Here is a 25610-nt window from a genome sequence, read left to right as displayed (position 1 = left end):
CCGAACGGCCTACAACCCCAGCCGGGCGAGGGCCTTCTCGGCGTCCAGCGCACAGACCCCGTCCCCGGCCGCCGTCCAGGCCGCCGCGCACAGCGCCCGCAGCCCGTCGACCGGATCCCCGCCCTCCCCGCGCAGCTCCAGTACGTCGTCCAGCGCGACCGCGGTCCATCCCCCGCAGCGGAATCCCGCCGCGGCCGCCTCCACCTCGGGCTGCCCGGTCAGCAGCCCCCGCAGATCCCGGTCCACGTACGTCGGCCGGTGCCTGGGCTCGGCCCGCACCAGCTGCTCCGCGTCCGTCACCCCGGTCAGCACCAGCAGCGAGTCCACCTCACCGTTGAAGGCGCCCTCGATGTCGGTGTCCAGCCGGTCCCCGACCACCAGCGGCCGCTTCGCCCCGGTCCGCAGCACGGTCTCCCGGTGCATCGGGGGCAGCGGCTTGCCCGCCACCTGCGGCTCGGCGCCCGTCGCGATCCGGACGACCTCCACCGCGGCCCCGTTGCCCGGCGCGATGCCCCGCGCACCCGGAATCGTCAGGTCGGTGTTGGACGCGTACCACGGCACCCCCCTGTTGATCGCGTACGAGGCCTCGGCGAACCGCCCCCACGCCAGGTCCGGGCCCCCGTACCCCTGCACGACCGCCGCGAGCCCCTCCTCCTCGGCCGAATCCACCGGCACCAGCCCGCGCTCGCGCAGCGCGACCCGCAGCCCCTCCCCACCGATCACCAGCACCTTCGACCCCGGCTCCACCTGCTCCGCGATCAGCCGGGCCACCGCCTGCGCCGAGGTGATCACCTCGCCCGGCTCGGTCGGGATGCCCAGCTCGCCCAGGTGCTCCGCGACGGCGTCCGGGGTCCGCAGCGCGTTGTTCGTGACGTACGCGAGGTGCATCCCGTCGGCCCGGGCCGCGGCGAGGGACTCCACCGCGTACGCGATGGCCTCCCCGCCCGCGTAGACCACTCCGTCGAGGTCCAGCAGAGCCGTGTCGTAAGCCTGGTGGAGACTCCGCCCGCTCGACGCGGGGCTGGTCCTGCTCTGCCGGGTCATCTGTCCGCTCCTCATACGATTTCGCGCGCTCGATCTTGTCCGGTTCCGCACTCCCCCGATCATCCCGCATCCCGAGACGGGTCTTACCATGCACCAATGACCACATCTGGCACCGCGGACCGAGGGCTGCGCCTGATCCCGTTCCATGGCCTGCGCTATGTCCCGGAGCGTGTCGGCAGCCTCGCCGCCGTCACCTCACCGCCGTACGACGTGGTCGTGCGCCCCGACGGAGTCGACCACCTCGAATCCGCCGACCCCCACAACATCGTCCGCCTGATCCTTCCGCAGGCCGGCACCCCTGCCGCGCGCAACGAACAGGCCGCGCGCACCCTGCACGACTGGCTGGCCGAGGGCATCCTCAGCGCCGACCCCGAGCCCGCGCTCTACGTCTACGAACAGCGCCGGGCCGGCCTGCTCCAGCGCGGCATCATCGGCGCCCTCGCCCTGTCCACCGCGGACGCCGGCATCGTCCTGCCCCACGAGGACGTCATGCCGGACGTGGTCACCGATCGGGCGGGCCTGATGCGGGCCACCTCGGCCAATCTCGAACCGCTCCTCCTCACCTACCGGGGCGACGACCCCGGCGCGGGCGCGGCGGCCGTCGTCGAGCGCACGGCGGGCCGCGCGCCCCTCCTGTCGACGACCACCGAGGACGGCTTCCAGCACCGCCTCTGGGCCATAACGGACCCGGCCGAGCTGGCCACCGTCACCGCCGATCTCAGCCACCGCCAGGCCCTCATCGCCGACGGCCACCACCGCTGGGCCACGTACCTGCGCCTCCAGGAGGAACACGGTTCCCCGACCGCCTGGGACTTCGGCCTGGTCCTCCTCGTGGACACCGTCCGCTACCCGCTCCAGGTCCGCGCCATCCACCGGATGCTGCGCCGCCTCCCCGTCCGGGACGCCCTCGCCGCTCTCCACGGTCACTTCCAGGTCCGCCCCGTCGAGGGACCGCTCCCGCTGGCACTGGAGGTCCTCGCGGACGCCGCGGAACGGGGCAACGCCTTCCTCCTGACCGGCGACGGCAGCTTCCACCTGGTCACCGACCCCGAACTGGCGCTGCTGGAGAGCACGGTCCGCCGCGACCGCCCCGAGGCCTGGCGCCGGCTGGACGCCACGGTCCTGCACGCCACCCTGCTCGACGCCGTGTGGCACGTCCCGGACACCCCGGACCAGATCACGTACATCCACGACGCCGCCGCGACCGTGGACATGGCCGAGCGCCACGGGGGCACCGCGGTCCTGATGCACCCCGTACGGGAGGAAGTCGTACGGGATCTGGCCCGCCAGGGCGTCACCATGCCCCGGAAGTCCACCTCCTTCGGCCCGAAGCCGGCCACCGGCCTGGTGCTGCGCGGCCTGGACTGACGCACCCCGGACATGAAGAAAGGGCGGTACCCCGGTGGGGGTACCGCCCTTCTTCATGTCACTTCACCGTGCCGCAGGCCCTCAGGCCTTGTCGCGGCCCGCGTCCCGCTCGTCGTCCTCGACCACGACAACCTCGTCGGTGACGTCGAAGTCGGCCTCGGACTCCTCCAGCGGCTCGTACTCCTCGTCGTCCTCGTCGTAGTACTCGGCGACGTCGGAGGCGCGCTCGGCCGCGGCGACCTCGGCCGAGTCCTGGTCGTCGTCCTCGTCCTCGTCGTCCTCGTCGCCCTCGACCAGGTCGTCGGCGATGGCATCCGAGGCGTCGACGAACTCGACACCGTCGAGCTCGGCGAGACGGTCGGAGGCGTCGGTGGCCCCGTCCTTGTCCGCTTCGAGGGTCTTGGCGAACCACTCGCGCGCCTCGTCCTCACGGCCGGCCGCCAGCAGGGCGTCGGCGTAGGCGTACCGCAGGCGCGCGGTCCAGGGCTGGACGGAGCTGGAGGCCAGCTCCGGGCTCTGCAGGGTCACGATGGCGGCCTCGAGCTGCCCCTGATCCCGCCGGGCACCGGCGGCCACCAGGCGCATCTCGACCTGACCGGCCTTGTCCAGCTTCTGCACCTCGGGCTCGCCGGCCATGGCCAGCGCCCGCTCCGGACGGCCGAGGCCGCGCTCGCAGTCGGCCATGACGGGCCACAGCTCGACGGAGCCGGTCATGCGCTTGGCGGCGCGGAACTCCGCGAGCGCCTCGCTGTACTTCTGCGTGGCGTACGCGGCGAAGCCGGCGGCCTCGCGGACGGCGGCGACACGGGAGGCCAGTCGCAGGGCGATGCGCGAGTACGCGTACGCCTGCTCGGGGTCCTCGTCAATCAGCCGCGCGACCATGACGAGGTTCTTGGAGACTTCCTCGGCCAGGCCCTTGGGCAGGCTCAGCAGCTCCTGACGCACGTCGGCGTCGATCTCGAGGCCGGTGACGTCCTCGTCGATCGGAAGCCGCTTGACCGGGTCCCGGTCGCGGTCCCCGCGGTAGTCGCGGTCGCCGCCACGGTCATCGCGACCACGGTAGCCACCACGGTCACCACCGCGATCGTCACGGCCACCACGGAACCCGCCACGGTCGCCACCCCGGTCGTCACGACGGGGGTAGCTGGGACGGTCGCCACCGCGGTCGTCGCGGCGCGGGTAGGACGGGCGGTCGCCGCCACGGTCGTCACGGCCACCGCGGAACCCACCACGGTCGTCATCACGACGCGGGTAGCTGGGACGGTCACCGCCACGGTCATCACGACGGGGGTACGACGGACGGTCGCCGCCACGGTCGTCACGGCGGAAGCCGCCGCCACCACCGGAGGGACGCTCGCCGCCACGGTCATCACGGCGCGGGTAGGACGGACGGTCGCCACCACGGTCGTCACGACCACCGCGGAACCCACCACGGTCGTCATCACGACGCGGGTAGCTCGGACGGTCGCCACCGCGGTCATCACGACGGAAGCCACCGCCTGCGGGACGGTCGCCACCGCGGTCGTCACGACGCGGGTAGGACGGACGGTCCCCGCCACGGTCGTCACGGCCGCCACGGAACCCACCACGGTCGTCATCACGACGCGGGTAGCTCGGACGGTCGCCACCGCGGTCATCACGACGGGGGTACGACGGACGGTCGCCGCCACGGTCGTCACGGCGGAAGCCGCCGCCACCACCAGAGGGACGCTCGCCACGGTCGTCACGACGGAAACCGCCGCCCGTGGGACGGTCGCCACCACGGTCATCACGACGGGGGAAGGACGGACGGTCGCCACCGCGGTCGTCACGACGCGGGTAGGACGGACGGTCGCCACCACGGTCGTCACGGCCGCCACGGAACCCACCACGGTCGTCATCACGACGCGGGTAGCTCGGACGGTCGCCACCACGGTCATCACGACGGGGGTACGACGGGCGGTCGCCACCACGGTCGTCACGGCGGAAGCCGCCGCCACCACCAGAGGGACGCTCGCCACGGTCGTCACGACGGAAACCGCCGCCCGTGGGACGGTCGCCACCACGGTCATCACGACGGGGGAAGCTGGGACGGTCGCCACCACGGTCATCACGGCGGAAGCCGCCACCGCCGCCGGAGGGACGGTCGCCACGGTCGTCACGACGGAAACCGCCGCCCGTGGGACGGTCGCCACCACGGTCGTCACGGCGCGGGAAGGACGGACGGTCGCCGCCGCGGTCGTCACGGCCGCCGCGGAACCCACCGCGGTCGTCATCACGACGGGGGTACGACGGGCGGTCGCCGCCACGGTCGTCACGTCGGAAACCGCCACCGCCACCACCGCCGGCGGGACGACCGCCACGGTCATCGCGACGGAAGCCGCCACCGGCACCGGCACCGCCGGCCGGGCGACCACCACGGTCGTCACGACGGAACGGGGGACGGTCGCCGCCACGGTCGTCACGGCCCCCGCGGTAGCCGCCCCTGTCACCGCCGTCGTTGCGCCGAGGCTCGCGCTCCGGACGATCGTCGGGAGAGTTGGACATGGGTGTGACTCCTGTCTTCGGGGTACCGCTAGTCATTCTCGCGCAACCAACCCATGGCCGCGCTTCGGCGTAAAGAGGTGAAAAACAAAAAGGACCCTTGGTCCAGCGTTGAACGCTGGACCAAGGGTCCTTTGAAAGATTGTTCGGCGGCGTCCTACTCTCCCACAGGGTCCCCCCTGCAGTACCATCGGCGCTGAAAGGCTTAGCTTCCGGGTTCGGAATGTAACCGGGCGTTTCCCTAACGCTATGACCACCGAAACCCTATCGGTTTCGAGCGAACAAGCACACTTTGTAGTTATGTTCTAGCTCTAGAAACCAGCAACTGTTCGTTGCTTCAGAACTAACACAGTGGACGCGAGCAACTGAGGACAAGCCCTCGGCCTATTAGTACCAGTCAGCTTCACCCGTTACCGGGCTTCCACATCTGGCCTATCAACCCAGTCGTCTACTGGGAGCCTTACCCTCTCAAGGAGGTGGGAATACTCATCTTGAAGCAGGCTTCCCGCTTAGATGCTTTCAGCGGTTATCCCTCCCGAACGTAGCCAACCAGCCATGCCCTTGGCAGGACAACTGGCACACCAGAGGTTCGTCCGTCCCGGTCCTCTCGTACTAGGGACAGCCCTTCTCAATATTCCTACGCGCACAGCGGATAGGGACCGAACTGTCTCACGACGTTCTAAACCCAGCTCGCGTACCGCTTTAATGGGCGAACAGCCCAACCCTTGGGACCGACTCCAGCCCCAGGATGCGACGAGCCGACATCGAGGTGCCAAACCATCCCGTCGATATGGACTCTTGGGGAAGATCAGCCTGTTATCCCCGGGGTACCTTTTATCCGTTGAGCGACGGCGCTTCCACAAGCCACCGCCGGATCACTAGTCCCGACTTTCGTCCCTGCTCGACCCGTCGGTCTCACAGTCAAGCTCCCTTGTGCACTTACACTCAACACCTGATTGCCAACCAGGCTGAGGGAACCTTTGGGCGCCTCCGTTACCCTTTGGGAGGCAACCGCCCCAGTTAAACTACCCATCAGACACTGTCCCTGATCCGGATCACGGACCGAGGTTAGACATCCAGCACGACCAGAGTGGTATTTCAACGGCGACTCCACCCCAACTGGCGTTGGGGTTTCAAAGTCTCCCACCTATCCTACACAAGCCGAACCGAACACCAATATCAAACTATAGTAAAGGTCCCGGGGTCTTTCCGTCCTGCTGCGCGAAACGAGCATCTTTACTCGTAGTGCAATTTCACCGGGCCTATGGTTGAGACAGTCGAGAAGTCGTTACGCCATTCGTGCAGGTCGGAACTTACCCGACAAGGAATTTCGCTACCTTAGGATGGTTATAGTTACCACCGCCGTTTACTGGCGCTTAAGTTCTCAGCTTCGCACGCCCGAAAGCGCACTAACCGGTCCCCTTAACGTTCCAGCACCGGGCAGGCGTCAGTCCGTATACATCGCCTTACGGCTTCGCACGGACCTGTGTTTTTAGTAAACAGTCGCTTCTCGCTGGTCTCTGCGGCCACCCCCAGCTCACGGAGTAAATCCGATCACCAGTGATGGCCCCCTTCTCCCGAAGTTACGGGGGCATTTTGCCGAGTTCCTTAACCATAGTTCACCCGAACGCCTCGGTATTCTCTACCTGACCACCTGAGTCGGTTTAGGGTACGGGCCGCCATGAAACTCGCTAGAGGCTTTTCTCGACAGCATAGGATCATCCACTTCACCACAATCGGCTCGGCATCAGGTCTCAGCCTTAATGAGGGACGGATTTGCCTACCCCTCGGCCTACACCCTTACCCCGGGACTACCACCGCCCGGGCTGGACTACCTTCCTGCGTCACCCCATCGCTTACCTACTACAAGTCTGGTTCGTCGGCTCCACCACTTTCCTTTCCCCGAAGGGTCCGGAACGGCTTCACGGACTTAGCATCGCCTGATTCGATATTGGGCGTTTCAAAGCGGGTACCGGAATATCAACCGGTTGTCCATCGACTACGCCTGTCGGCCTCGCCTTAGGTCCCGACTTACCCTGGGCAGATCAGCTTGACCCAGGAACCCTTAGTCAATCGGCGCACACGTTTCTCACGTGTGTATCGCTACTCATGCCTGCATTCTCACTCGTGAACCGTCCACAACTAGCTTCCGCTGCTGCTTCACCCGGCACACGACGCTCCCCTACCCATCACAGCGGGCGTTGGCCCTATTGCTGCAATGACACGACTTCGGCGGTACGCTTGAGCCCCGCTACATTGTCGGCGCGGAATCACTTGACCAGTGAGCTATTACGCACTCTTTCAAGGGTGGCTGCTTCTAAGCCAACCTCCTGGTTGTCTCTGCGACTCCACATCCTTTCCCACTTAGCGTACGCTTAGGGGCCTTAGTCGATGCTCTGGGCTGTTTCCCTCTCGACCATGGAGCTTATCCCCCACAGTCTCACTGCCGTGCTCTCACTTACCGGCATTCGGAGTTTGGCTAAGGTCAGTAACCCGGTAGGGCCCATCGCCTATCCAGTGCTCTACCTCCGGCAAGAAACACACGACGCTGCACCTAAATGCATTTCGGGGAGAACCAGCTATCACGGAGTTTGATTGGCCTTTCACCCCTAACCACAGGTCATCCCCCAGGTTTTCAACCCTGGTGGGTTCGGTCCTCCACGAAGTCTTACCTCCGCTTCAACCTGCCCATGGCTAGATCACTCCGCTTCGGGTCTAGAGCGTGCAACTCAATCGCCCTATTCGGACTCGCTTTCGCTACGGCTTCCCCACACGGGTTAACCTCGCTACACACCGCTAACTCGCAGGCTCATTCTTCAAAAGGCACGCAGTCACGACCCATTGGGTAAACCCAATGAGCGACGCTCCCACGGCTTGTAGGCACACGGTTTCAGGTACTATTTCACTCCGCTCCCGCGGTACTTTTCACCATTCCCTCACGGTACTATCCGCTATCGGTCACCAGGAATATTTAGGCTTAGCGGGTGGTCCCGCCAGATTCACACGGGATTTCTCGGGCCCCGTGCTACTTGGGAGATTCTTAAGCAAGCCGCTGATGTTTCGTCTACGGGGGTCTTACCCTCTACGCCGGACCTTTCGCATGTCCTTCGACTACATCAACGGTTTCTGACTCGCCGACCGGCCGGCAGACCGATCAAAAGAATTCCCACAACCCCGCATGCGCAACCCCTGCCGGGTATCACACGCATACGGTTTGGCCTCATCCGGTTTCGCTCGCCACTACTCCCGGAATCACGGTTGTTTTCTCTTCCTGCGGGTACTGAGATGTTTCACTTCCCCGCGTTCCCTCCACATGCCCTATGTGTTCAGGCATGGGTGACAGCCCATGACGACTGCCGGGTTTCCCCATTCGGACACCCCCGGATCAAAGCTCAGTTGGCAGCTCCCCGGGGCCTATCGCGGCCTCTCACGTCCTTCATCGGTTCCTGGTGCCAAGGCATCCACCGTGCGCCCTTAAAAACTTGGCCACAGATGCTCGCGTCCACTGTGTAGTTCTCAAACAACGACCAGCCACCCATCACCCTGATCCATACAGATCAAGTTCACTGGGGCCGGCACTGAAGACATGACCTCACGGCCGTACCTTCAGGACCCAACAACGTGCCAGACACGATCCCGTCCACTGTCACTGTTTTCCACGCCGAAGCAGTACTCACAGGAAGTTTCAGAAACCGTGCCAAATAATCAACGTTCCACCCATGAGCTGACCGTGCAGAACATTTGTCTGCAATCGGTACTGTGCTCCTTAGAAAGGAGGTGATCCAGCCGCACCTTCCGGTACGGCTACCTTGTTACGACTTCGTCCCAATCGCCAGTCCCACCTTCGACAGCTCCCTCCCTTACGGGTTGGGCCACCGGCTTCGGGTGTTACCGACTTTCGTGACGTGACGGGCGGTGTGTACAAGGCCCGGGAACGTATTCACCGCAGCAATGCTGATCTGCGATTACTAGCGACTCCGACTTCATGGGGTCGAGTTGCAGACCCCAATCCGAACTGAGACCGGCTTTTTGAGATTCGCTCCACCTCACGGTATCGCAGCTCATTGTACCGGCCATTGTAGCACGTGTGCAGCCCAAGACATAAGGGGCATGATGACTTGACGTCGTCCCCACCTTCCTCCGAGTTGACCCCGGCGGTCTCCTGTGAGTCCCCATCACCCCGAAGGGCATGCTGGCAACACAGGACAAGGGTTGCGCTCGTTGCGGGACTTAACCCAACATCTCACGACACGAGCTGACGACAGCCATGCACCACCTGTATACCGACCACAAGGGGGGCACTATCTCTAATGCTTTCCGGTATATGTCAAGCCTTGGTAAGGTTCTTCGCGTTGCGTCGAATTAAGCCACATGCTCCGCCGCTTGTGCGGGCCCCCGTCAATTCCTTTGAGTTTTAGCCTTGCGGCCGTACTCCCCAGGCGGGGAACTTAATGCGTTAGCTGCGGCACCGACGACGTGGAATGTCGCCAACACCTAGTTCCCAACGTTTACGGCGTGGACTACCAGGGTATCTAATCCTGTTCGCTCCCCACGCTTTCGCTCCTCAGCGTCAGTAATGGCCCAGAGATCCGCCTTCGCCACCGGTGTTCCTCCTGATATCTGCGCATTTCACCGCTACACCAGGAATTCCGATCTCCCCTACCACACTCTAGCTAGCCCGTATCGAATGCAGACCCGAGGTTAAGCCTCGGGCTTTCACATCCGACGTGACAAGCCGCCTACGAGCTCTTTACGCCCAATAATTCCGGACAACGCTTGCGCCCTACGTATTACCGCGGCTGCTGGCACGTAGTTAGCCGGCGCTTCTTCTGCAGGTACCGTCACTTTCGCTTCTTCCCTGCTGAAAGAGGTTTACAACCCGAAGGCCGTCATCCCTCACGCGGCGTCGCTGCATCAGGCTTTCGCCCATTGTGCAATATTCCCCACTGCTGCCTCCCGTAGGAGTCTGGGCCGTGTCTCAGTCCCAGTGTGGCCGGTCGCCCTCTCAGGCCGGCTACCCGTCGTCGCCTTGGTGGGCCATTACCCCACCAACAAGCTGATAGGCCGCGGGCTCATCCTTCACCGCCGGAGCTTTCAACCCCTGCCCATGCAGGCAGGAGTGGTATCCGGTATTAGACCCCGTTTCCAGGGCTTGTCCCAGAGTGAAGGGCAGATTGCCCACGTGTTACTCACCCGTTCGCCACTAATCCACCCCGAAGGGCTTCATCGTTCGACTTGCATGTGTTAAGCACGCCGCCAGCGTTCGTCCTGAGCCAGGATCAAACTCTCCATGAATGTTTACCCGTAATCGGGTGCACACATCACGTAGAGCGGGCCAGTCATGGTCGGAATAAGACCGACTGACCACTGCGTCCTCGCTGTGTAATTGCCTGCAAGCACCCCGAAACGGAGCCTCACAGGTCTTTTTCAAAGGAACCTCATCCACCGAAATGGACGGGGTATCAACTTTTGGCGTTGATTTTTGGCACGCTGTTGAGTTCTCAAGGAACGGACGCTTCCTTTGTACTCACCCTCTCGGGCTTTCCTCCGGGCTTTCGTTCTGTGTTTCCAACTCTACCAGATCATTTCCGCGCCCTGCTTCTCGAAAGTCGCAGTCGGTTTGGATTTGAATTCGGTGACCGTTGGAGGGTCTGTGCCTTTCGGCGCTCCGCTACGTTAGCGCTTATCCCTTGCCATTCATAATCGAGCGGCCGGCAGAGAAATTCGGGCATGCCGAATAGGACCCCGCCAGGGGTAAGTCGTAGGTAGTGGGTTGGCCGCTCCGGAGGTCTGCCGATGGCAGTGCCCCGTTCAAGCGGCTCGGGCTACGTTAGGCGTCCGGCAGAGCCGAGTCAAGTTGAGCGGCGGCGTGGCGCGTGGGCTCGGTACGGGCTCACCGTCGGGTCGTGGGTGATCCAGAAACGGTACGGATGGGCGGCGCCGGCGCCGCTCACTCCGGTGCGCGGGCCGCTGCTCACCAGGTCGGGCGAGGTGGGGATGCCCGCGAGGAGGGACAGAGGGGAATCGGGGCCGCCGCAGAGGTCGGTGCCGTCGAGGGAGCGGTCCACGTCGAGGGCGGTGGCCAGCCGGGCCGGGCCTTTGGCGAGTTCCCTTGGGTATCTGGCGGAAACTCGGCGTTTGGCTGCCAGGTCAGCGCCCAGCGTGATCTCACCCGCGCGCAGCAGTACGCCGCTCGCGTGGCCGGGCGGACCGCACACCAGGTTGAGACTGAACCACATGCCGTAGATGAAGTAGACGTACGCGTGTCCGGGCGGACCGAACATGGATGCGTTGCGTGCCGTGCGGCCGCGGTACGCGTGGGAGCCCGGGTCGGACTCGCCCTCGTACGCCTCCACCTCCGTGATGCGCAGTTCGATGGGGCCGTCCGGAGTACGGCGGACCAGGGTGCGGCCGAGGAGGTCCGGGGCCACGGTGAGGACCGGGCGGTCGAAGAAGGGCCGGGGCAGGGGCGTACGGTCGGGGCGCGCGCTCATCCGGTCGAGCGTAGTGGAACGCGTATCCCTGCAACCGGGGCCTAAGGTTCCGCGTTGGTAAGGGGTAGTCGCACAAGCCTTCAAGGGGAGTCAGAGCATGGGGTTCAAGAAGCTGTTCGCGAGCCTGGGTGCCGGTGGTGCCTCGGTGGACACGGTCATCACCGAGCCGAACGTCGTGCCGGGCGGGATCGTCCAGGGCGAGGTCCGGATCCAGGGCGGGTCCGTGGAGCAGCAGATCGAGGGGCTGTCCGTCGGGCTGCAGGCGCGGGTCGAGGTCGAGGGTGGTGACCAGGAGTACAAGCAGGACGTCGTCTTCACCAAGCAGCGCCTCGGCGGTGCGTTCCAGGTGCAGGCCGGCGCGGTGCACGTGGTGCCCTTCGGGCTGGAGATCCCCTGGGAGACGCCGATCACCCACTTCGGGGGTCAGCACCTGCACGGGATGAACATCGGGGTGAGCACCGAGCTGGAGATCGCGCGTGCGGTCGACGCGGGCGACCTCGACCCGATCAACGTGCACCCGGTGCCGGCGCAGCAGGCGATCCTCGACGCGTTCCGGCAGCTGGGCTTCTCCTTCCGCAGCGCGGACATGGAGCGCGGGCACATCCGCGGGACGCGGCAGACGCTGCCCTTCTACCAGGAGATCGAGTTCCTGCCGCCGTCGCAGTACCGGGGGCTGAACCAGGTCGAGCTCACCTTCGTCTCGGACGGCCGGGAGATGGACGTCGTCCTGGAGATGGACAAGAAGCCGGGGCTGTTCAGCGAGGGCAGTGACACCTACCGCTGCTTCCAGGTGGGCCTGCAGTCGTACCAGCAGACCGACTGGGCGGCGTACCTGAACCAGTGGATCGCCTCCGTGGGTTCCCAGCGCAACTGGCTCTGACGTGGACGACGGCTTCGTGATCCGACTGGAGGTTCTGTAGTGACCGAGCAGGGCAAGGCACCTCTTCCGCACGACTTCCATCCCGAGGTGCACACCTTCACCGTGACCAGTGCGGACCTCGCACCGGGTGCAGATCTGGGTGAGGCTCAGGTGCTCTCGGGCGGGAACGTCTCGCCGCAGCTGCGGTGGGAGGGGTTCCCGGAGGGGACGAAGAGCTTCGCGGTGACGTGCTTCGACCCGGACGCGCCGACGGGCAGCGGGTTCTGGCACTGGGTGCTCTTCGATCTGCCGGTCTCGGTCACCGAGCTGCCGGCCGGGGCGGGCAGCGGGAAGTTCGATGGGCTGCCGGCCGGGGCCGTGCACGTGCGGAACGACTACGGGACCAAGGACTTCGGCGGGGCGGCGCCGCCGGCCGGGGAGCGGCACCGGTACGTCTTCACCGTGTACGCGGTGGATCAGGAGAAGCTCGGTCCCGCGGACGACGTGTCTCCGGCCGTGGTCGGGTTCAATCTGCGCTTCCACGCGCTCGGGCGCGCCCAGCTGATCGGTGAGTACGAGGCACCTGCCCGCTGATCGTTCCCCGAGCGTTTGCCCGGTCCTGGTCTAAAGACGGCCAGGACCGGGCATTTTTATTGCGTTGTCCCGCGTGGCGCGCGCGGCCAGAGTGGTCGCGGGCCCTGCCACAAAGGTGGTCGCGGGCCTGCACACGGGAGGTGGGCGAGATGCGGGACACGCTGGTGCTGAATGCGAGCTTCGAGCCGCTGTCGACGGTGACCCTGAACCGGGCGGTGGTTCTGGTGCTCCAGGACAAGGCCGTGGTCGAACAGTCGCATCCCGAGCTGCGCGTGCGCGCCGCCACGATGGATCTTCCGTTGCCCCGTGTGATCAGACTCTGCAGGTACGTGCGGGTGCCCTTCCGAAGACATGCTCCCTGGTCGCGGAGGGGGGTGTTGGTCCGGGACCAACACCGGTGCGCGTACTGCGGGAAGCGCGCGACGACCGTGGACCACGTGCTGCCGCGGGCGCAGGGGGGTGGGGACACCTGGCTGAACACGGTGGCCTCGTGCGCCGAGGACAACCACCGCAAGGCGGCCCGGACTCCGGAGGAGGCGGGGATGCCGCTCCTCCGGAAGCCCTTCGTGCCGTCTCCGGCGGACGCCATGCTGCTGGCTCTGGGGGTGGCTGGGCGGGAGGCCCTGCCGGAGTGGCTGGAGCGTTCCGCCTCCTCGTATGCCCCGTCTGCCGCGTAATCGGGCCCGCTGGGCGACGTAACTCTGCTACGTCGCTCAGTGGACCAGCAGCTGGACGATGGCGATGATGCCGACCGTGACGATGACTCCGCGCAGGACGGTCGGCGAGAGGCGGCGGCCGACCTTGGCGCCGATCTGGCCGCCGATGGTGGAGCCGACGGCGATGAGGAGGACGGCCGTCCAGTCGAAGGTGGCGACGAAGAGGAAGAGGACGGCGGCGATGCCGTTCACCAAGGCCGCGATGACGTTCTTCACGGCGTTGATCCGTTGCAGGTCCTCGCGGAGCAGCAGGCCCATCAGGCCGACGTAGAGCACGCCCTGGGCGGCCCCGAAGTAGCCTCCGTAGACGCTGGCGAGCAGCATGCCGGAGAGCAGGGCGGGGCCGCCGTCGGGGTGGCCGGTGTCTCCTCCCGCGGCGTCCTGGCGCCGGCGCAGGGCGGCGGCGAGCCGGGGCTGGAGGACGACGAGCACGAGGGCCAGTCCGATGAGGACGGGCACGATCGTGTCGAAGGAGTCGGACGGCAGGGTGAGGAGCAGGACGGCGCCCGCGAGTCCGCCGACGAGGGACACGGAGCCGAGCCGGATGATGCGGGCGCGCTGGCCCTGGAGCTCCTTGCGGTATCCGATGGCTCCGCTGATCGAACCGGGCACCAGGCCAAGGGTGTTGGACACGTTGGCGGTGATCGGCGGCAGGCCGGTGGCGAGCAGCACCGGGAAGGTGATCAGGGTGCCGGAGCCGACGATGGTGTTGATCGTGCCCGCGCCGATGCCGGCGGCGAAGACCGCGAGTGATTCCCAGATGGACATGGACTGTGCCATCCCCTTTGCATGAGTGAGTCGCCTCCCCGCCATGAAGGTCGAGGGGCCTCACCGATCATGCAGCAGGGGCGGCGGGTCAGTCGATGGGGGGCTGCTCGCGGCGGTCCGCGGCGTCCTTGTCCCGTGCGGCGGGGATGCCGCCGCCGTCCTTGCCGGAGCTCTGCGGGTTGAAGCCGGAACCGCCGCCCATCGGGCCGAAGTTGCCCATGGCTCCCGAGAGGCCCTTGAGCGCGTCTCCGATCTCGCTGGGCACGATCCAGAGCTTGTTGGCGTCGCCTTCGGCGATCTTCGGGAGCATCTGGAGGTACTGGTAGGCGAGGAGCTTCTGGTCGGCGTCGCCGGCGTGGATGGACTCGAACACCGTACGGATGGCCTGGGCCTCGCCCTCGGCGCGCAGTGCGGCGGCCTTGGCGTCACCTTCGGCGCGGAGGATCGAGGACTGCTTCTCACCCTCGGCGCGCAGGATCTCGGACTGCCGGACACCTTCGGCCTGGAGGATGGCGGCGCGCTTGTCGCGGTCGGCGCGCATCTGCTTCTCCATCGAGTCCTGGATGGAGGTCGGCGGCTCGATGGCCTTGAGCTCGACGCGGTTGACGCGGATGCCCCACTTGCCGGTGGCCTCGTCGAGGACCCCGCGCAGGGCGGCGTTGATCTCCTCGCGGGAGGTGAGGGTCCGCTCCAGGTCCATGCCGCCGATGATGTTGCGCAGCGTGGTCACGGTGAGCTGCTCGATGGCCTGGATGTAGCTGGCCACTTCGTACGTCGCTGCGCGGGCGTCGGTCACCTGGTAGTAGATGACGGTGTCGATGTTGACGACCAGGTTGTCCTGGGTGATCACCGGCTGCGGCGGGAAGGGGACGACCTGTTCGCGGAGGTCGATCCGGTTGCGGATCGAGTCGATGAACGGGACGACGATGTTGAGGCCCGCGTTGAGGGTGCGGGTGTAGCGGCCGAACCGCTCGACGATGGCGGCGCTGGCCTGCGGGATCACCTGGATCGTCTTGACCAGTGCGATGAAGACCAGAACCACCAGAATGATCAGGACGATGATGATCGGTTGCATGCGGTTCCCCGTGCCCTTCCGGCTGTCTGTGCTGCCCCGTTGAACGGAGTCTCGCAGACCCGGGGCCCGCGAGCAGGCTGCTTGTCACATGACGACGGCGGTCGCCCCGTCGATCTCCACGACGTCGACCGACTGGCCGGGTTCGAAGCTGCTGTCCGCGTCGAGGGTGCGCGCGGACCAGATCTCGCCGGCGAGCTTGATGCGGCCGCCACCGCCGCCGTCGACGCGTTCGAGGACGACGGCACTGCGGCCCTTCAACGCGTCGATTCCGCTGCGGTGTTGGGGCCGCTGGTCGCGGTGCCGGTTGGCGATCGGCCGTACGACGGCGATGAGCGCGACCGACACGATCACGAAGACCAGGACTTGGGCCACCACTCCCCCGCCGACGGCCGCCGTGACGGCTGCCGCCACCGCCCCGGCGGCGAACATTCCGAACTCCGGCATCGCGGTCAGGACGAGGGGAATGCCCAGTCCGACCGCGCCGATGAGCCACCACACCCATGCGTCGATGTCCACATGGTCATGGTAGGTCGGGTGGGCGCGGTCGGGACAGGGTGCGGGGGCTCGTACTAGCCGAGGGGAAGGCCCTGGGCGGTCCAGCGGTCGTTCCCGTTGCGCTCGACGACCAGCGGGAGGCCGAAGCAGAGCGAGAGGTTGCGGGAGGTCAGTTCGAGGTCGATCGGGCCCGCGGTGACGACCTTGCCCTGACGGATCATCAGGACGTGGGTGAAGCCGGGGGCGATCTCCTCGACGTGGTGCGTGACCATGACCATGGAGGGCGCGAGCGGGTCGCGGGCGAGCCGGCCGAGGCGGCGTACGAGGTCTTCGCGGCCGCCGAGGTCCAGGCCGGCGGCGGGCTCGTCGAGGAGCAGCAGCTCGGGGTCGGTCATCAGGGCGCGGGCGATCAGCGTGCGCTTGCGCTCGCCCTCGGAGAGGGTGCCGAACTTGCGGTCGAGGTACTCCGTCATGCCGAGGCGGTCGAGGAAGGCGCGGGCGCGCTGCTCGTCGATCTCCTCGTACTCCTCCTGCCAGGTCGCCGTCATGCCGTAGGCGGCGGTGAGGACGGTCTGCAGGACGGTCTGCCGCTTGGGCAGCTTGTCGGCCATGGCGATGCCCGCGACGCCGATGCGGGGGCGCAGCTCGAAGACGTCCACCTTGCCGAGGGTGCTGCCGAGGATGGAGGCGGCGCCCTTGGTGGGGAAGAGGTAGCTGGAGGCGAGGTTCAGCAGCGTGGTCTTGCCGGCGCCGTTGGGGCCGAGGATCACCCAGCGCTCCCCCTCCTTCACCGACCAGGAGACCTGGTCCACCAGAGCCCGGCCCTCGCGGACCACGGATACGTCCACCAGTTCCAGAACATCGCTCATGAGCGCGTTGTCTCCCCTTGCAGTGTCGGTTCGTCTGTGCGCCTGTAGACGCAGCCCCAGGGGAAAACCTACGCCACTCGGGAAGTGGTCCGGGGCCGGGGCCGGGCCGGGAAGGGGGTCCGTAGAGTTGGGGGATGCTTTTCGAACCACGTTCAGGGCGGCTGGCCGCCTGGGGGAACGCTTTGCTGGCCGGTCTGGTTTCGCCCGACGAGGCCGTGTTGTCGATCGTGGGCGAGGACGCCGTGCACCGGGTGGCGGGGCTGCCGGGGGAATCGGGTCCGGTCGGGCTCACGCTGGCGCTGGGGCGGATGCGGGCGCTGGGGGTGACCGGGCTGCGGGTCGCGCTGCCGGCGCCGGGGCATCCGCTGGGGCTGAGCGGTCCGGCGGAGTTCAACGCGCGGGCGCTGGACGCGGAGGAGGCGGTGGTGTGCGCCGGGGCCGCGCTGGGCCTGGTGCCCGAGGTGTACGAGGCCGGGCCCGAGGGTGATGTGCACGTCTCGGTGACCTGGCACTGCCTGCCGGTACGGGAGGCACCGCCGGCGGACGTGCCCTCGCTGGGCGAGGCGGAGCGGGAGCTGGCGGAGGCGCTGCGCGAGGCGACCGTGACGCTGACCCGGCTGGACGTGGCGGGGTCCGGGCCGGTGGCGGAGGCCGCGTTGTCGGCGTACCGGGCGCGGGCGGAGGCCGGGCGTGACGTGCTGGCGCCGGGATACCCGCCGAGGGCGGTGCGGGTGCTGGCGCTGGCGCAGCGGGTGGACCTGATGGTGTCGCTGGCGTACGAGAAGGGGCACGGGGGTGCGGTGGCCGCCTCGGAGATCGCGGCGCGTGCCGAGGCCCTGCGGCCGGTGGAGCGGGTGGCCCGGCGGGCCCTCGTCGCGGCGTACAACGCGGCGGTCGAGCAGCGCGAGCGGGACCTCTAGGCCCGGACAGGGCCTGGCCAGGAAACGGCCGCGGCCCCGCTTCCCGGGGAGAGGTGGGGGGAAGCGGGGCCGCGTCAGGGAACGGCGCGTCAGGCGTTCACACCGGTGTTGCCGAAGGCGCCGTTGAGCAGGCCGATCACGCTGACCGAGTTGCCGACCACGTTCACGGGGACGTGGACCGGGACCTGGAGCAGGTTCCCGGAGGCCACGCCGGGCGAGTTCAGGGCCTCGCCCTCCGCCGACGCACCGCCGTGCGCCGAGGAGACACCCGCGCCGGCGGCGACGAGGCCGCCCGCGATCATGGTGACGGCTGCGGCCTTCTTGAAGTTCTTCACGTTCTCGTCCTCCAGTACGTCTGCCGCGACCAGCCGTCGCGGCACGCCATGGAGAACGGTCACCCGGCGATCGGGATACGCCATGTGGGCTACATACACCCGACCGTATGAATCTCAGTCCGGAACGAGACGATCCGATTTACGTCGTCGATCGGTCGGCTAGTCGGCGATTCCGTGCCTGACCGCCCACAATGCGGCCTGGGTCCGGTCCGAGAGGTCCAGCTTCATCAGGATGTTCGAGACGTGCGTCTTGACAGTCTTCTCGGACAGGACGAGCGCGCGGGCGATCTCCCGGTTGGAGCGGCCGTCCGCGATGAGACCCAGGACCTCGCGCTCGCGGTCGGTCAGCGAGCCCGGCCGGCCCGCGGAGGAGCTCTGGTCCTCCTGGGCGAGCAGGACCTCCGCCACCTCCGGCTGGAGGAGTACGTGCCCGGCGTGGACGGAGCGGATGGCTCCGGCCAGGGCGTCGGGGTCGATGTCCTTGTAGACGTATCCCGCCGCGCCCGCCCGCAGGGCGGGGACCACGGTGCGCTGCTCCGTGAAGCTGGTGACGATCAGCACCCGCGCCGGGTTCGCCAGCTCGCGCAGCCTGCGCAGCGCCTCGATGCCGTCGGTGCCCGGCATCTTGATGTCCATGAGGATCACGTCGGGCCGCAGCTCCTCGGCGCGGGCGATGCCCTCCTCGCCGTCGGAGGCCTCGCCGACCACCTCGATGTCCTCCTGGACCTCCAGGAACGTGCGCAGCCCCCGGCGGACCACCTGGTGGTCGTCGACCAGCAGTACGCGGATTCCGCTTCGGCCGGCGCTGTCAGCCACCGGGGACCTCCATCTCGATCGTGGTGCCCTTGCCGGGCTCCGAGTGCACGGTCAGCCGGCCCCCGACGCCGCTCGCCCGGTCGCGCATGGAGACCAGGCCCAGGTGGCGGCCCGCGCGGCGGACGCTCCGGGGGTCGAAGCCCTTGCCGGAGTCGACGACCCTGAGGACCGCTCCCCCGGCGGGGCTCCGGGCCAGTGTCACCTCCACGCGGTCGGCGCCCGAGTGGCGCAGGGCGTTGTGGAGGGCCTCCTGGGCCACCCGCAGGAGCGCTTCCTCCTGGGTCGCGGGCAGTGCGCGTACGCCGTCACAGGTGAAGGTGACGTGCGCGCTGTGGGCGCGGTCGAGTACGTGGACCTGGGTGCGCAGGGTGGCGATCAGGCCGTCCTCGTCCAGCGCGGCCGGGCGCAGCTCGGTCACGGCGGCGCGCAGTTCGTCGGCGGCCTCCGCGGCCAGGGCGGCCACCTGCTGGAGCTCGTCCTTGGCGCGGGCCGGGTCGCGGTCCACGAGGGCGGCGGCGGCCTGGGCGGTGAGGCGGAGCGAGAAGAGCTTCTGGCTGACGGCGTCGTGCAGCTCGTGGGCGAGCCGGGAGCGCTCCTCGGCGATCGTGAGCTCGCGGCTGCGCTCGTAGAGCCGGGCGTTGGTGAGCGCGATCGCCGCGTGCTGGGCGAGGAGGGAGAGGAGTTCCTCGTCCGCGTCGGTGAAGCCGTGCCCGCCGCCCGGGGCGCGGCGCTTGTTGGCGAGGAAGAGGCAGCCGAGGGTCTCCTCGCCGTCCCGGACGGGCAGGCCGAGGAAGTCGGACATCTCGGGGTGGGCGGCCGGCCAGCCCTCGAAGCGCGGGTCCTGGCGTACGTCGGCCAGCCGCTCGGGGCCGTCCTGGTGGAGCATCGCGGCGAGGATGCCGTGCTGGCGGGGCAGCGGGCCGATGCGGCGCCACTGTTCGGCGCTGATGCCGTCCACGACGAACTGGGCGAAGCCGCCGTGGTCGTCCGGGACGCCCAGGGCCGCGTACTCGGCGTCCAGGAGCTCGCGGGCCGATACGACGATCGTGCGCAGGACGTCGCGTACCTCGAGGCGGCGGCTCATGGCGAGCAGCGCGGTGCTGACGGCCGCCAGGCCAGTACGGGGTCCGGTCTGCATGCGCTCACCGTACTCGGGCGTGTGACCTGCGGGATCGGGCCGTGGTCGTAGGTCCAACGGACCGGTACGGGTGGGGCCGGCGGCCGAGGCGGCGGCGGGGGCCGGGTTCCTAGGTTGGGGGCATCTGCTGGTCGGGACGGAGCGAGGGGTGCGGTCATGTCGGTGGCGATGGTGACGGGGGCGTCGAGGGGACTGGGGCGGGCGCTGGCCGGGGAGCTGGCGGCGCGCGGCTGGGACCTGGTGCTGAGCGCGCGGGGCTCGGGGGCGCTGAAGGAGGCCGCCGCCGAGCTGGAGCGGGCCGCCGGGGTGCGGGTCAGGGCGGTGGCGGGGGACGTGTCCTCGGGGGAGCACCGGGCGGCGCTGGTGGCGGCCGCGCGGGAGCTGGGCGGGCTGGATCTGCTGGTGAACAACGCGGGGGCGCTCGGGGCGGAGCCGTTGGTGCCGCTGGCGGTGCATCCGCTGGACGGGCTGCGCGAGGCCTTCGAGGTCAATGTGGTGGGGGCGCTGGGGCTGATCCAGGAGGGGCTGCCGCTGCTGCGGGCCTCGGCGGCCGGTGCGGTGCTCAACATCAGCTCGGACGCGGCGGTGGTGGCGTACGCGACGTGGGGGGCGTACGGGGCGACCAAGGCGGCGGGGGATCTGATGTCGGGCGTGCTGGCCGTGGAGGAGCCGGGGCTGCGGGTCTGGTGGGCGGACCCGGGTTCGATGCGGACGCGGATGATGGCGGCGGCCGAGCCCGGGGAGGACCTGGCGGGGCTGCCCGCGCCGGAGGAGGTGGCGCCGGCGCTGCTGCGGCTGGTGGCGGAGGGGCTGCCGAGCGGCCGGTACACGGCGGAGCGACTGGCGGAGGGGCCGGTGGCGGGCCCGGAAGCGGGCGCGGGGGCGGGGGCGGGGCGGTGAGCGGGCGCCGGGCGCTACAAGAGAAGGGACTGTATATACCGGACATTCCGCCGAGCCTTCTGGCCCGGGTGCCGGCCGAGCAGCGCGGGCCGGGGCTGGGCCGGGACGCGGTGCGGCTGCTGGTGTCGCGGGGCAGTACGGAGGTGTCGCTGCACGCCTTCCGGGAGCTGCCGGAGCTGCTGCGCGCGGGGGACGTGCTGGTGGTGAACACCTCGGCCACGCTGGCGGCCGCCGTGGACGCCCGGCTGGGCGGCGAGGCGCTGGTGGTGCACTTCTCGACCCGGGGCGATGACGGCCGGTGGTCGGTGGAGCTGCGGACCCCGGCCGACGGGGGCACGACCCGGCCGCATGCCGGAGGCCCGGCCGGGGCCGTCGTGGAGCTGCCGGGCGGGCATCGCCTCGTACTGGAGGAGCCGCTCGCGGCGGGCGGGGACCGGCTGTGGTGGGCGCGGCCCTCGACGGAGGACTTGCCCGGTCTGCTCCGGGCCCGCGGGCGGCCGATCCGGTACGCGTACACGGAGCGGGACCAGCCTCTGTCGGCCTACCAGACGGTGTTCGCGGTGCCGGGGGCCGACGGGGCGGGGTCGGCGGAGATGCCGAGCGCCGCCCGGCCCTTCACGGCGGAGCTGGTGGCGCGGCTGGTCAGCCGGGGGGGTGCAGTTCGCCCCGCTGACCCTGCACACGGGCGTGGCCTCGCAGGAGGCGCACGAGCCGCCGTACCCGGAGCGGTACGAGGTGCCCGCGGCCACGGCGTGGCTCGTGAACGCGGCGCGGGCGACGGGAGGGAGGGTGATCGCGGTGGGGACCACGGCGGTGCGGGCCCTGGAGTCGGCCGCGGACGCGGAGGGCCGGGTGCGCCCGGCCGGCGGCTGGACGGACCTGGTGGTGACGCCGGAGCGCGGGGTGCGGGTGGTGGACGGGCTGCTGACCGGGCTGCACGAGCCCGAGGCGTCCCATCTGCTGATGCTGGAGGCGGTCGCGGGGCGTGCCGCCGTACGGCTCGGGTATGCGGAGGCGGTGGCCCGTCTCTGCCTTTGGCACGAGTTCGGGGACGTCCATCTGCTACTCAAGGAGGAGACCGGTCACTGAACGCATTGCTTGAGCAACGCATGGTGAGACCGTTACGTGCTCGATGTGAGCCCGGGCATAGGACCCACATCACTTACGAAGCTCCCTAGTGGACACGTAAAGACCCTGTCAGCACGGGCGCACGTAGCGCCGAGGCCTGAATTCGGGCCTCGGCGCCCGGCCCTGATCCACTAAGCAGGATCGTACGTCACACCTTTGCCACAGGATTTTGCCGCCGCTAAGAATTGCTCTCGTCGCACGGCGCTGCGGATCCCCGGATCCTCGCAGCGCCTTCCTGCGGCTCCCGCGATTCGAAGAGGTTGCCCCGCCATGTCTGCTTCCAGCACTCCCGGTCACAGTCGTCTGACGAAGGCACACAAGCTGTCCATTGCCGGCGTCGCCACGTTCAGTGCCGCCGCGCTCGCCTTCTCCCTCGTCCCGGCCGACGCCGCCCAGGCCGAGACGGTCTCCGCCGCCCCCGTCGCCTGGACCCAGGTCGTCGACGGCGCCCAGACGAAGGCCGTGCAGCAGCACCTCTCCGTGCAGCAGGTCGTCGCCGACAAGGCGGCGCAGGACGCCAAGGCCAAGGCTGACGCCAAGGCCAAGGCCGAGGCCGCCGCGAAGAAGGACCGCGAGCAGAAGGCGGCCGCGAGCCGTTCCGCCGCCCGCACCCCCGTCTTCGCGAACAACCTGGACGGCTGGATCAAGGAAGCCCTCTTCATCATGAAGAAGGAAGGCATTCCGGGCACCTACGCCGGCATCCACAAGAACGTCATGCGTGAGTCCAGCGGCAACCCGATGGCGATCAACAACTGGGACATCAACGCCCAGAACGGCATCCCCAGCAAGGGTCTGCTCCAGGTCATCCTTCCGACCTTCAAGGCGTACCACGTCAAGGGCACCAAGTTCGACCAGTACGACCCGGTCGCCAACATCGTCGCCGCCTGCAACTACGCGGCCGACCGTTACGGCTCGATGGACAACGTCAACAGCGCCTACTAGGACGCCGACGGCATCCAGACCCCCCATGCGCCTGAGGGCGGCCCCCGGAGTACCGGGTGCCGCCCTCAGGCGTTTTCGCGTACGCGCGTTCGCGGACCGCTTGCCGGTTACTTGCCGGCGCGCATGACCTCGGGCTCGTGGCGGCGCAGCAGGCGCTGTACCGCGAAACCGCAGGCGATGCCGATGAGCAGCAGGATGGTGATGTTCAGGCTCCACTGGCCGACCGTGGCGTCCCAGAGCGGGTCGGTGTTGGTCGGGTTGTCGCGGTCCCACGGCGGCATGAGCTTGCCGAGGTTCAGCGTGGTGCCGGCGGCGGCGACGGCCCAGCGGGACGGCATCAGCCAGGCGAACTGCTCCAGGCCCGGGGAGTCGTAGACCTGGAAGAGGATGCCGGTGAAGACGACCTGGACGATCGCGAACATGACCAGCAGCGGCATGGTCTTCTCGGCGGTCTTCACCAGCGAGGAGATCACCAGGCCGAACATCATCGACGTGAAGCCGAGCGCGATGACCGACACGCAGAGCTCGACGGCCGGCGGCATCAGCAGGCCCTCGACGGGCAGGTCGCGGGGGGCGAAGCCGATCCCGCAGATGATCACGCCCTGGATGGCCGTGATGACGCCGAGGACGATCACCTTCGACATGAGGTACGCCGACCGGGACAGGCCCGTCGCGCGCTCACGCTCGTAGATCACGCGTTCCTTGATCAGCTCACGGACCGAGTTCGCGGCGCCCGAGAAGCACATGCCGACCGCGAGGATCAGCATGATCGTGCCGGCGTCGCCGTTGAACTGGGACGGCGGCGTCGGCGGCGCGAGGCCGAAGGTCGCGGGGATGACCGTGGAGACCACGCCCAGGACCGCGGGCAGGATCAGCATCAGGCCGATGAAGCCCTTGTCGGAGGCGATCACCGACGTGTAGCGGCGGATCAGCGTCCACAGCTGCGAGCCCCAGCCCTGCGGCTTGGGCGGGCGCATCTGCTGCGGCGACGGCATCGCGACGGACTGCGGGGCGACCGCGTCGATGTCGGCGGCGTACAGCTGGTAGTGCTGCGAGCCCTTCCAGCGGCCGGCCCAGTCGTAGTCGCGGTAGTTCTCGAAGGCCGAGAAGACGTCCGCCCACGTGGTGTAGCCGAAGAAGTTCAGCGCCTCGTCCGGCGGGCCGAAGTATGCGACCGAGCCGCCCGGGGCCATGACCAGCAGCTTGTCGCAGATGGCCAGCTCGGCGACCGAGTGGGTGACGACGAGGACCGTACGGCCGTCGTCGGCGAGGGCACGCAGCAGCTGCATGACGTCGCGGTCCATGCCCGGGTCGAGGCCGGAGGTCGGCTCGTCCAGGAAGATCAGCGACGGCTTGGTGAGCAGCTCCAGGGCCACGGACACGCGCTTGCGCTGACCACCCGAGAGCGAGGTGATCTTCTTGTCCTTGTGGATGTCGAGCTTGAGCTCGCGCAGCACCTCGTTGATGCGGGCCTCGCGCTCGGACTCGGCGGTGTCGCCGGGGAAGCGGAGCTTGGCCGCGTACTTCAGGGCGGTGCTGACCTTCAGTTCCTTGTGCAGGATGTCGTCCTGCGGGACCAGGCCGATGCGCTGACGGAGCTCCGCGAACTGCTTGTACAGGTTGCGGTTGTCGTAGAGGACGTCACCCTGGTCGGCGGGCCGGTAGCCGGTCAGCGCCTTGAGCAGGGTCGACTTTCCGGAGCCGGACGGGCCGATGACGCCGATCAGCGACTTCTCCGGGACGCCGAAGGTGACGTCCTTGAGGATCTGCTTGCCGCCGTCGACCGTGACCGTGAGGTGGCGGGCCGAGAAGGAGACCTCGCCGGTGTCGACGAACTCCTCGAGGCGGTCACCGACGATCCGGAACGTCGAGTGGCCGACGCCGACGATGTCGTTCGGGCCGAGCAGCGCGGTGCCGGACTTGGCCAGCGGCTGACCGTTGACGTAGGTGCCGTTGTGGCTGCCCAGGTCGTGGATCTCGAACCGGCCGCCGGGCATCGAGCGGAACTCGGCGTGGTGGCGCGAGACCTGGAGGTCGGAGACCACCAGTTCGTTCTCCAGCGCACGGCCGATCCGCATGACGTGACCCAGCGAGAGCTGGTGGAACGTCGTCGGGCTGCGGTCGCCCCCGTGGTGGGGGGCGGCCCCCTGCGCCGGGCGGGCCGCGGCGGGGCCGCCGCCCTGCTGGTGCGGGAGGTGCGGCTGCTGAGGCTGCTGGTCCCAGGCGTGCTGCTGGGGCTGCTGCTGCGGGGCCTGGTACGCCGGGGCCTGCGGCTGGGCGTACGCGGCCGCCTGGGCCTGAGCCTGGGCCGGGGCCTGCTGGGCCACGGCCGGTTGGGGCGCCGCGGCGGCGACGGGATTCAGCCGCGGGCCGTCGGTCGCGTTGCCCAGGTGAACCGGCGTGCCCGGCACGAGCTCGGCCTGCTGCACCCGAGCACCGCGCACGTAGGTGCCGTTGGTGCTGCCGTGGTCCTCGATGCCCCAACCACGGCCGTTCCAGCTGATGGTGGCGTGTCGCCACGACACCCGGGCATCGTCGATCACCACGTCTCCCTGGGGATCGCGCCCCAGCGAGTACGACCTGGACGGATCGAGCGTCCAGGTCCTTCCATTCAATTCCAGTACGA

General features: G+C 68.3%; 18 protein-coding genes, 3 rRNA genes and 2 pseudogenes. 8 read left to right on the top strand and 15 right to left on the bottom strand.

All coding sequences use genetic code 11. The features are described 5' to 3' along the window. Nucleotides 1-9: 9 nt before the first annotated feature. Nucleotides 10-1044, bottom strand: coding sequence for an HAD-IIA family hydrolase (locus tag OHA89_RS28340; protein WP_266610503.1), 1035 nt, complete (start codon nt 1042-1044; stop codon nt 10-12). A 96-nt stretch (nt 1045-1140) separates the two neighbouring features. Here OHA89_RS28340 and OHA89_RS28335 point away from each other — a divergent pair, with 96 nt between their 5' ends. Then, nucleotides 1141-2412, top strand: a complete 1272-nt coding sequence (locus tag OHA89_RS28335) for a DUF1015 domain-containing protein (RefSeq protein WP_266610501.1) — start codon at nt 1141-1143, stop codon at nt 2410-2412. An 81-nt stretch (nt 2413-2493) separates the two neighbouring features. On the opposite strand, the gene OHA89_RS28330 is transcribed toward OHA89_RS28335, so the two are convergent. The 6 genes and pseudogenes from OHA89_RS28330 to OHA89_RS28305 form a co-directional block, all read right to left on the bottom strand. Beyond that, on the bottom strand, nt 2494-3357 hold the full coding sequence (locus OHA89_RS28330; RefSeq protein WP_266612474.1) for a tetratricopeptide repeat protein: 864 nt from the start codon (nt 3355-3357) through the stop codon (nt 2494-2496). Nucleotides 3358-3534: 177 nt separating this feature from the next. Further along, a pseudogene (locus tag OHA89_RS28325) lies at nt 3535-4923 on the bottom strand (hypothetical protein); the annotation flags it as partial. 156 nt (nt 4924-5079) lie between these two features. Next, nucleotides 5080-5196: ribosomal RNA gene (gene rrf, locus OHA89_RS28320) — 5S ribosomal RNA — on the bottom strand. 106 nt (nt 5197-5302) lie between these two features. After that, nucleotides 5303-8423, bottom strand: a 23S ribosomal RNA gene (locus OHA89_RS28315). A gap of 282 nt (nt 8424-8705) precedes the next feature. Further along, nucleotides 8706-10230 (bottom strand): 16S ribosomal RNA (locus OHA89_RS28310). The 16S, 23S and 5S rRNA genes sit together here, the layout of an rRNA operon. Before the next feature lie 557 nt (nt 10231-10787). Beyond that, the gene (locus OHA89_RS28305; RefSeq protein WP_406367402.1) at nt 10788-11429 is read right to left on the bottom strand and encodes a DNA-3-methyladenine glycosylase; all 642 of its coding nucleotides are present in this window, start codon (nt 11427-11429) and stop codon (nt 10788-10790) included. Nucleotides 11430-11526: 97 nt separating this feature from the next. Between OHA89_RS28305 and OHA89_RS28300 the strand changes: the two genes are divergently transcribed. From OHA89_RS28300 to OHA89_RS28290, 3 genes are all read left to right on the top strand, one after another. Further along, the gene (locus OHA89_RS28300) at nt 11527-12309 is read left to right on the top strand and encodes a sporulation protein (protein ID WP_215143641.1); all 783 of its coding nucleotides are present in this window, start codon (nt 11527-11529) and stop codon (nt 12307-12309) included. Nucleotides 12310-12348: 39 nt separating this feature from the next. Beyond that, a complete protein-coding gene (locus tag OHA89_RS28295) occupies nt 12349-12882 on the top strand; it encodes a YbhB/YbcL family Raf kinase inhibitor-like protein (RefSeq protein WP_266610498.1) in 534 nt (177 codons plus the stop codon). Nucleotides 12883-13031: 149 nt separating this feature from the next. Further along, nucleotides 13032-13559 (top strand): HNH endonuclease, encoded by a 528-nt coding sequence (locus OHA89_RS28290; RefSeq protein ID WP_215143637.1) that lies wholly within the window; start codon nt 13032-13034, stop codon nt 13557-13559. 36 nt (nt 13560-13595) lie between these two features. Here OHA89_RS28290 and OHA89_RS28285 read toward each other — a convergent pair whose 3' ends face one another. The 4 genes from OHA89_RS28285 to OHA89_RS28270 form a co-directional block, all read right to left on the bottom strand. Next, a complete protein-coding gene (locus OHA89_RS28285) occupies nt 13596-14366 on the bottom strand; it encodes a sulfite exporter TauE/SafE family protein (protein ID WP_257556922.1) in 771 nt (256 codons plus the stop codon). Between the two features lie 88 nt (nt 14367-14454). Beyond that, nucleotides 14455-15441: an SPFH domain-containing protein gene (locus OHA89_RS28280; protein WP_215143632.1), complete on the bottom strand. Its 987-nt coding sequence runs from the start codon at nt 15439-15441 to the stop codon at nt 14455-14457. A gap of 84 nt (nt 15442-15525) precedes the next feature. Then, nucleotides 15526-15957, bottom strand: a complete 432-nt coding sequence (locus tag OHA89_RS28275) for an NfeD family protein (protein WP_215143630.1) — start codon at nt 15955-15957, stop codon at nt 15526-15528. 53 nt (nt 15958-16010) lie between these two features. Beyond that, nucleotides 16011-16805 carry an ABC transporter ATP-binding protein gene (locus OHA89_RS28270; protein ID WP_215143628.1) on the bottom strand — a complete coding sequence of 265 codons (795 nt, stop codon included), beginning with the start codon at nt 16803-16805 and terminating at the stop codon, nt 16011-16013. 134 nt (nt 16806-16939) lie between these two features. Here OHA89_RS28270 and OHA89_RS28265 point away from each other — a divergent pair, with 134 nt between their 5' ends. Beyond that, nucleotides 16940-17725: a hypothetical protein gene (locus OHA89_RS28265; RefSeq protein ID WP_215143626.1), complete on the top strand. Its 786-nt coding sequence runs from the start codon at nt 16940-16942 to the stop codon at nt 17723-17725. 89 nt (nt 17726-17814) lie between these two features. On the opposite strand, the gene OHA89_RS28260 is transcribed toward OHA89_RS28265, so the two are convergent. The 3 genes from OHA89_RS28260 to OHA89_RS28250 form a co-directional block, all read right to left on the bottom strand. Beyond that, the gene (locus tag OHA89_RS28260; protein WP_215143645.1) at nt 17815-18060 is read right to left on the bottom strand and encodes a chaplin; all 246 of its coding nucleotides are present in this window, start codon (nt 18058-18060) and stop codon (nt 17815-17817) included. A 159-nt stretch (nt 18061-18219) separates the two neighbouring features. Further along, on the bottom strand, nt 18220-18876 hold the full coding sequence (locus OHA89_RS28255) for a response regulator transcription factor (RefSeq protein ID WP_257556920.1): 657 nt from the start codon (nt 18874-18876) through the stop codon (nt 18220-18222). Then, a complete protein-coding gene (locus OHA89_RS28250; RefSeq protein WP_266610492.1) occupies nt 18869-20014 on the bottom strand; it encodes a GAF domain-containing sensor histidine kinase in 1146 nt (381 codons plus the stop codon). Before OHA89_RS28250 ends, OHA89_RS28255 begins: the two co-directional genes overlap by 8 nt. A gap of 156 nt (nt 20015-20170) precedes the next feature. On the opposite strand from OHA89_RS28250, the gene OHA89_RS28245 reads away from it, so the two are divergent. The 3 genes and pseudogenes from OHA89_RS28245 (at nt 20171) to OHA89_RS28235 (ending at nt 22984) form a co-directional block, all read left to right on the top strand. Beyond that, nucleotides 20171-20914 carry an SDR family oxidoreductase gene (locus OHA89_RS28245; RefSeq protein WP_266610490.1) on the top strand — a complete coding sequence of 248 codons (744 nt, stop codon included), beginning with the start codon at nt 20171-20173 and terminating at the stop codon, nt 20912-20914. Further along, a pseudogene (locus OHA89_RS28240) lies at nt 20911-22003 on the top strand (S-adenosylmethionine:tRNA ribosyltransferase-isomerase). The gene OHA89_RS28245 and the pseudogene OHA89_RS28240 overlap by 4 nt, the downstream one beginning before the upstream one ends. A gap of 309 nt (nt 22004-22312) precedes the next feature. Beyond that, on the top strand, nt 22313-22984 hold the full coding sequence (locus OHA89_RS28235) for a transglycosylase SLT domain-containing protein (protein ID WP_215143617.1): 672 nt from the start codon (nt 22313-22315) through the stop codon (nt 22982-22984). Nucleotides 22985-23091: 107 nt separating this feature from the next. Here the strand turns inward: OHA89_RS28235 and OHA89_RS28230 are convergent, their stop codons facing one another. Continuing rightward, nucleotides 23092-25599: an FHA domain-containing protein gene (locus OHA89_RS28230; protein ID WP_266612469.1), complete on the bottom strand. Its 2508-nt coding sequence runs from the start codon at nt 25597-25599 to the stop codon at nt 23092-23094. Between the last annotated feature and the right edge of the window lie 11 nt (nt 25600-25610).

The organism is Streptomyces sp. NBC_01546 (assembly GCF_045208355.1).
Lineage (GTDB): Bacteria > Actinomycetota > Actinomycetes > Streptomycetales > Streptomycetaceae > Streptomyces.
This window is presented reverse-complemented; position numbering and strand designations above follow the sequence as displayed.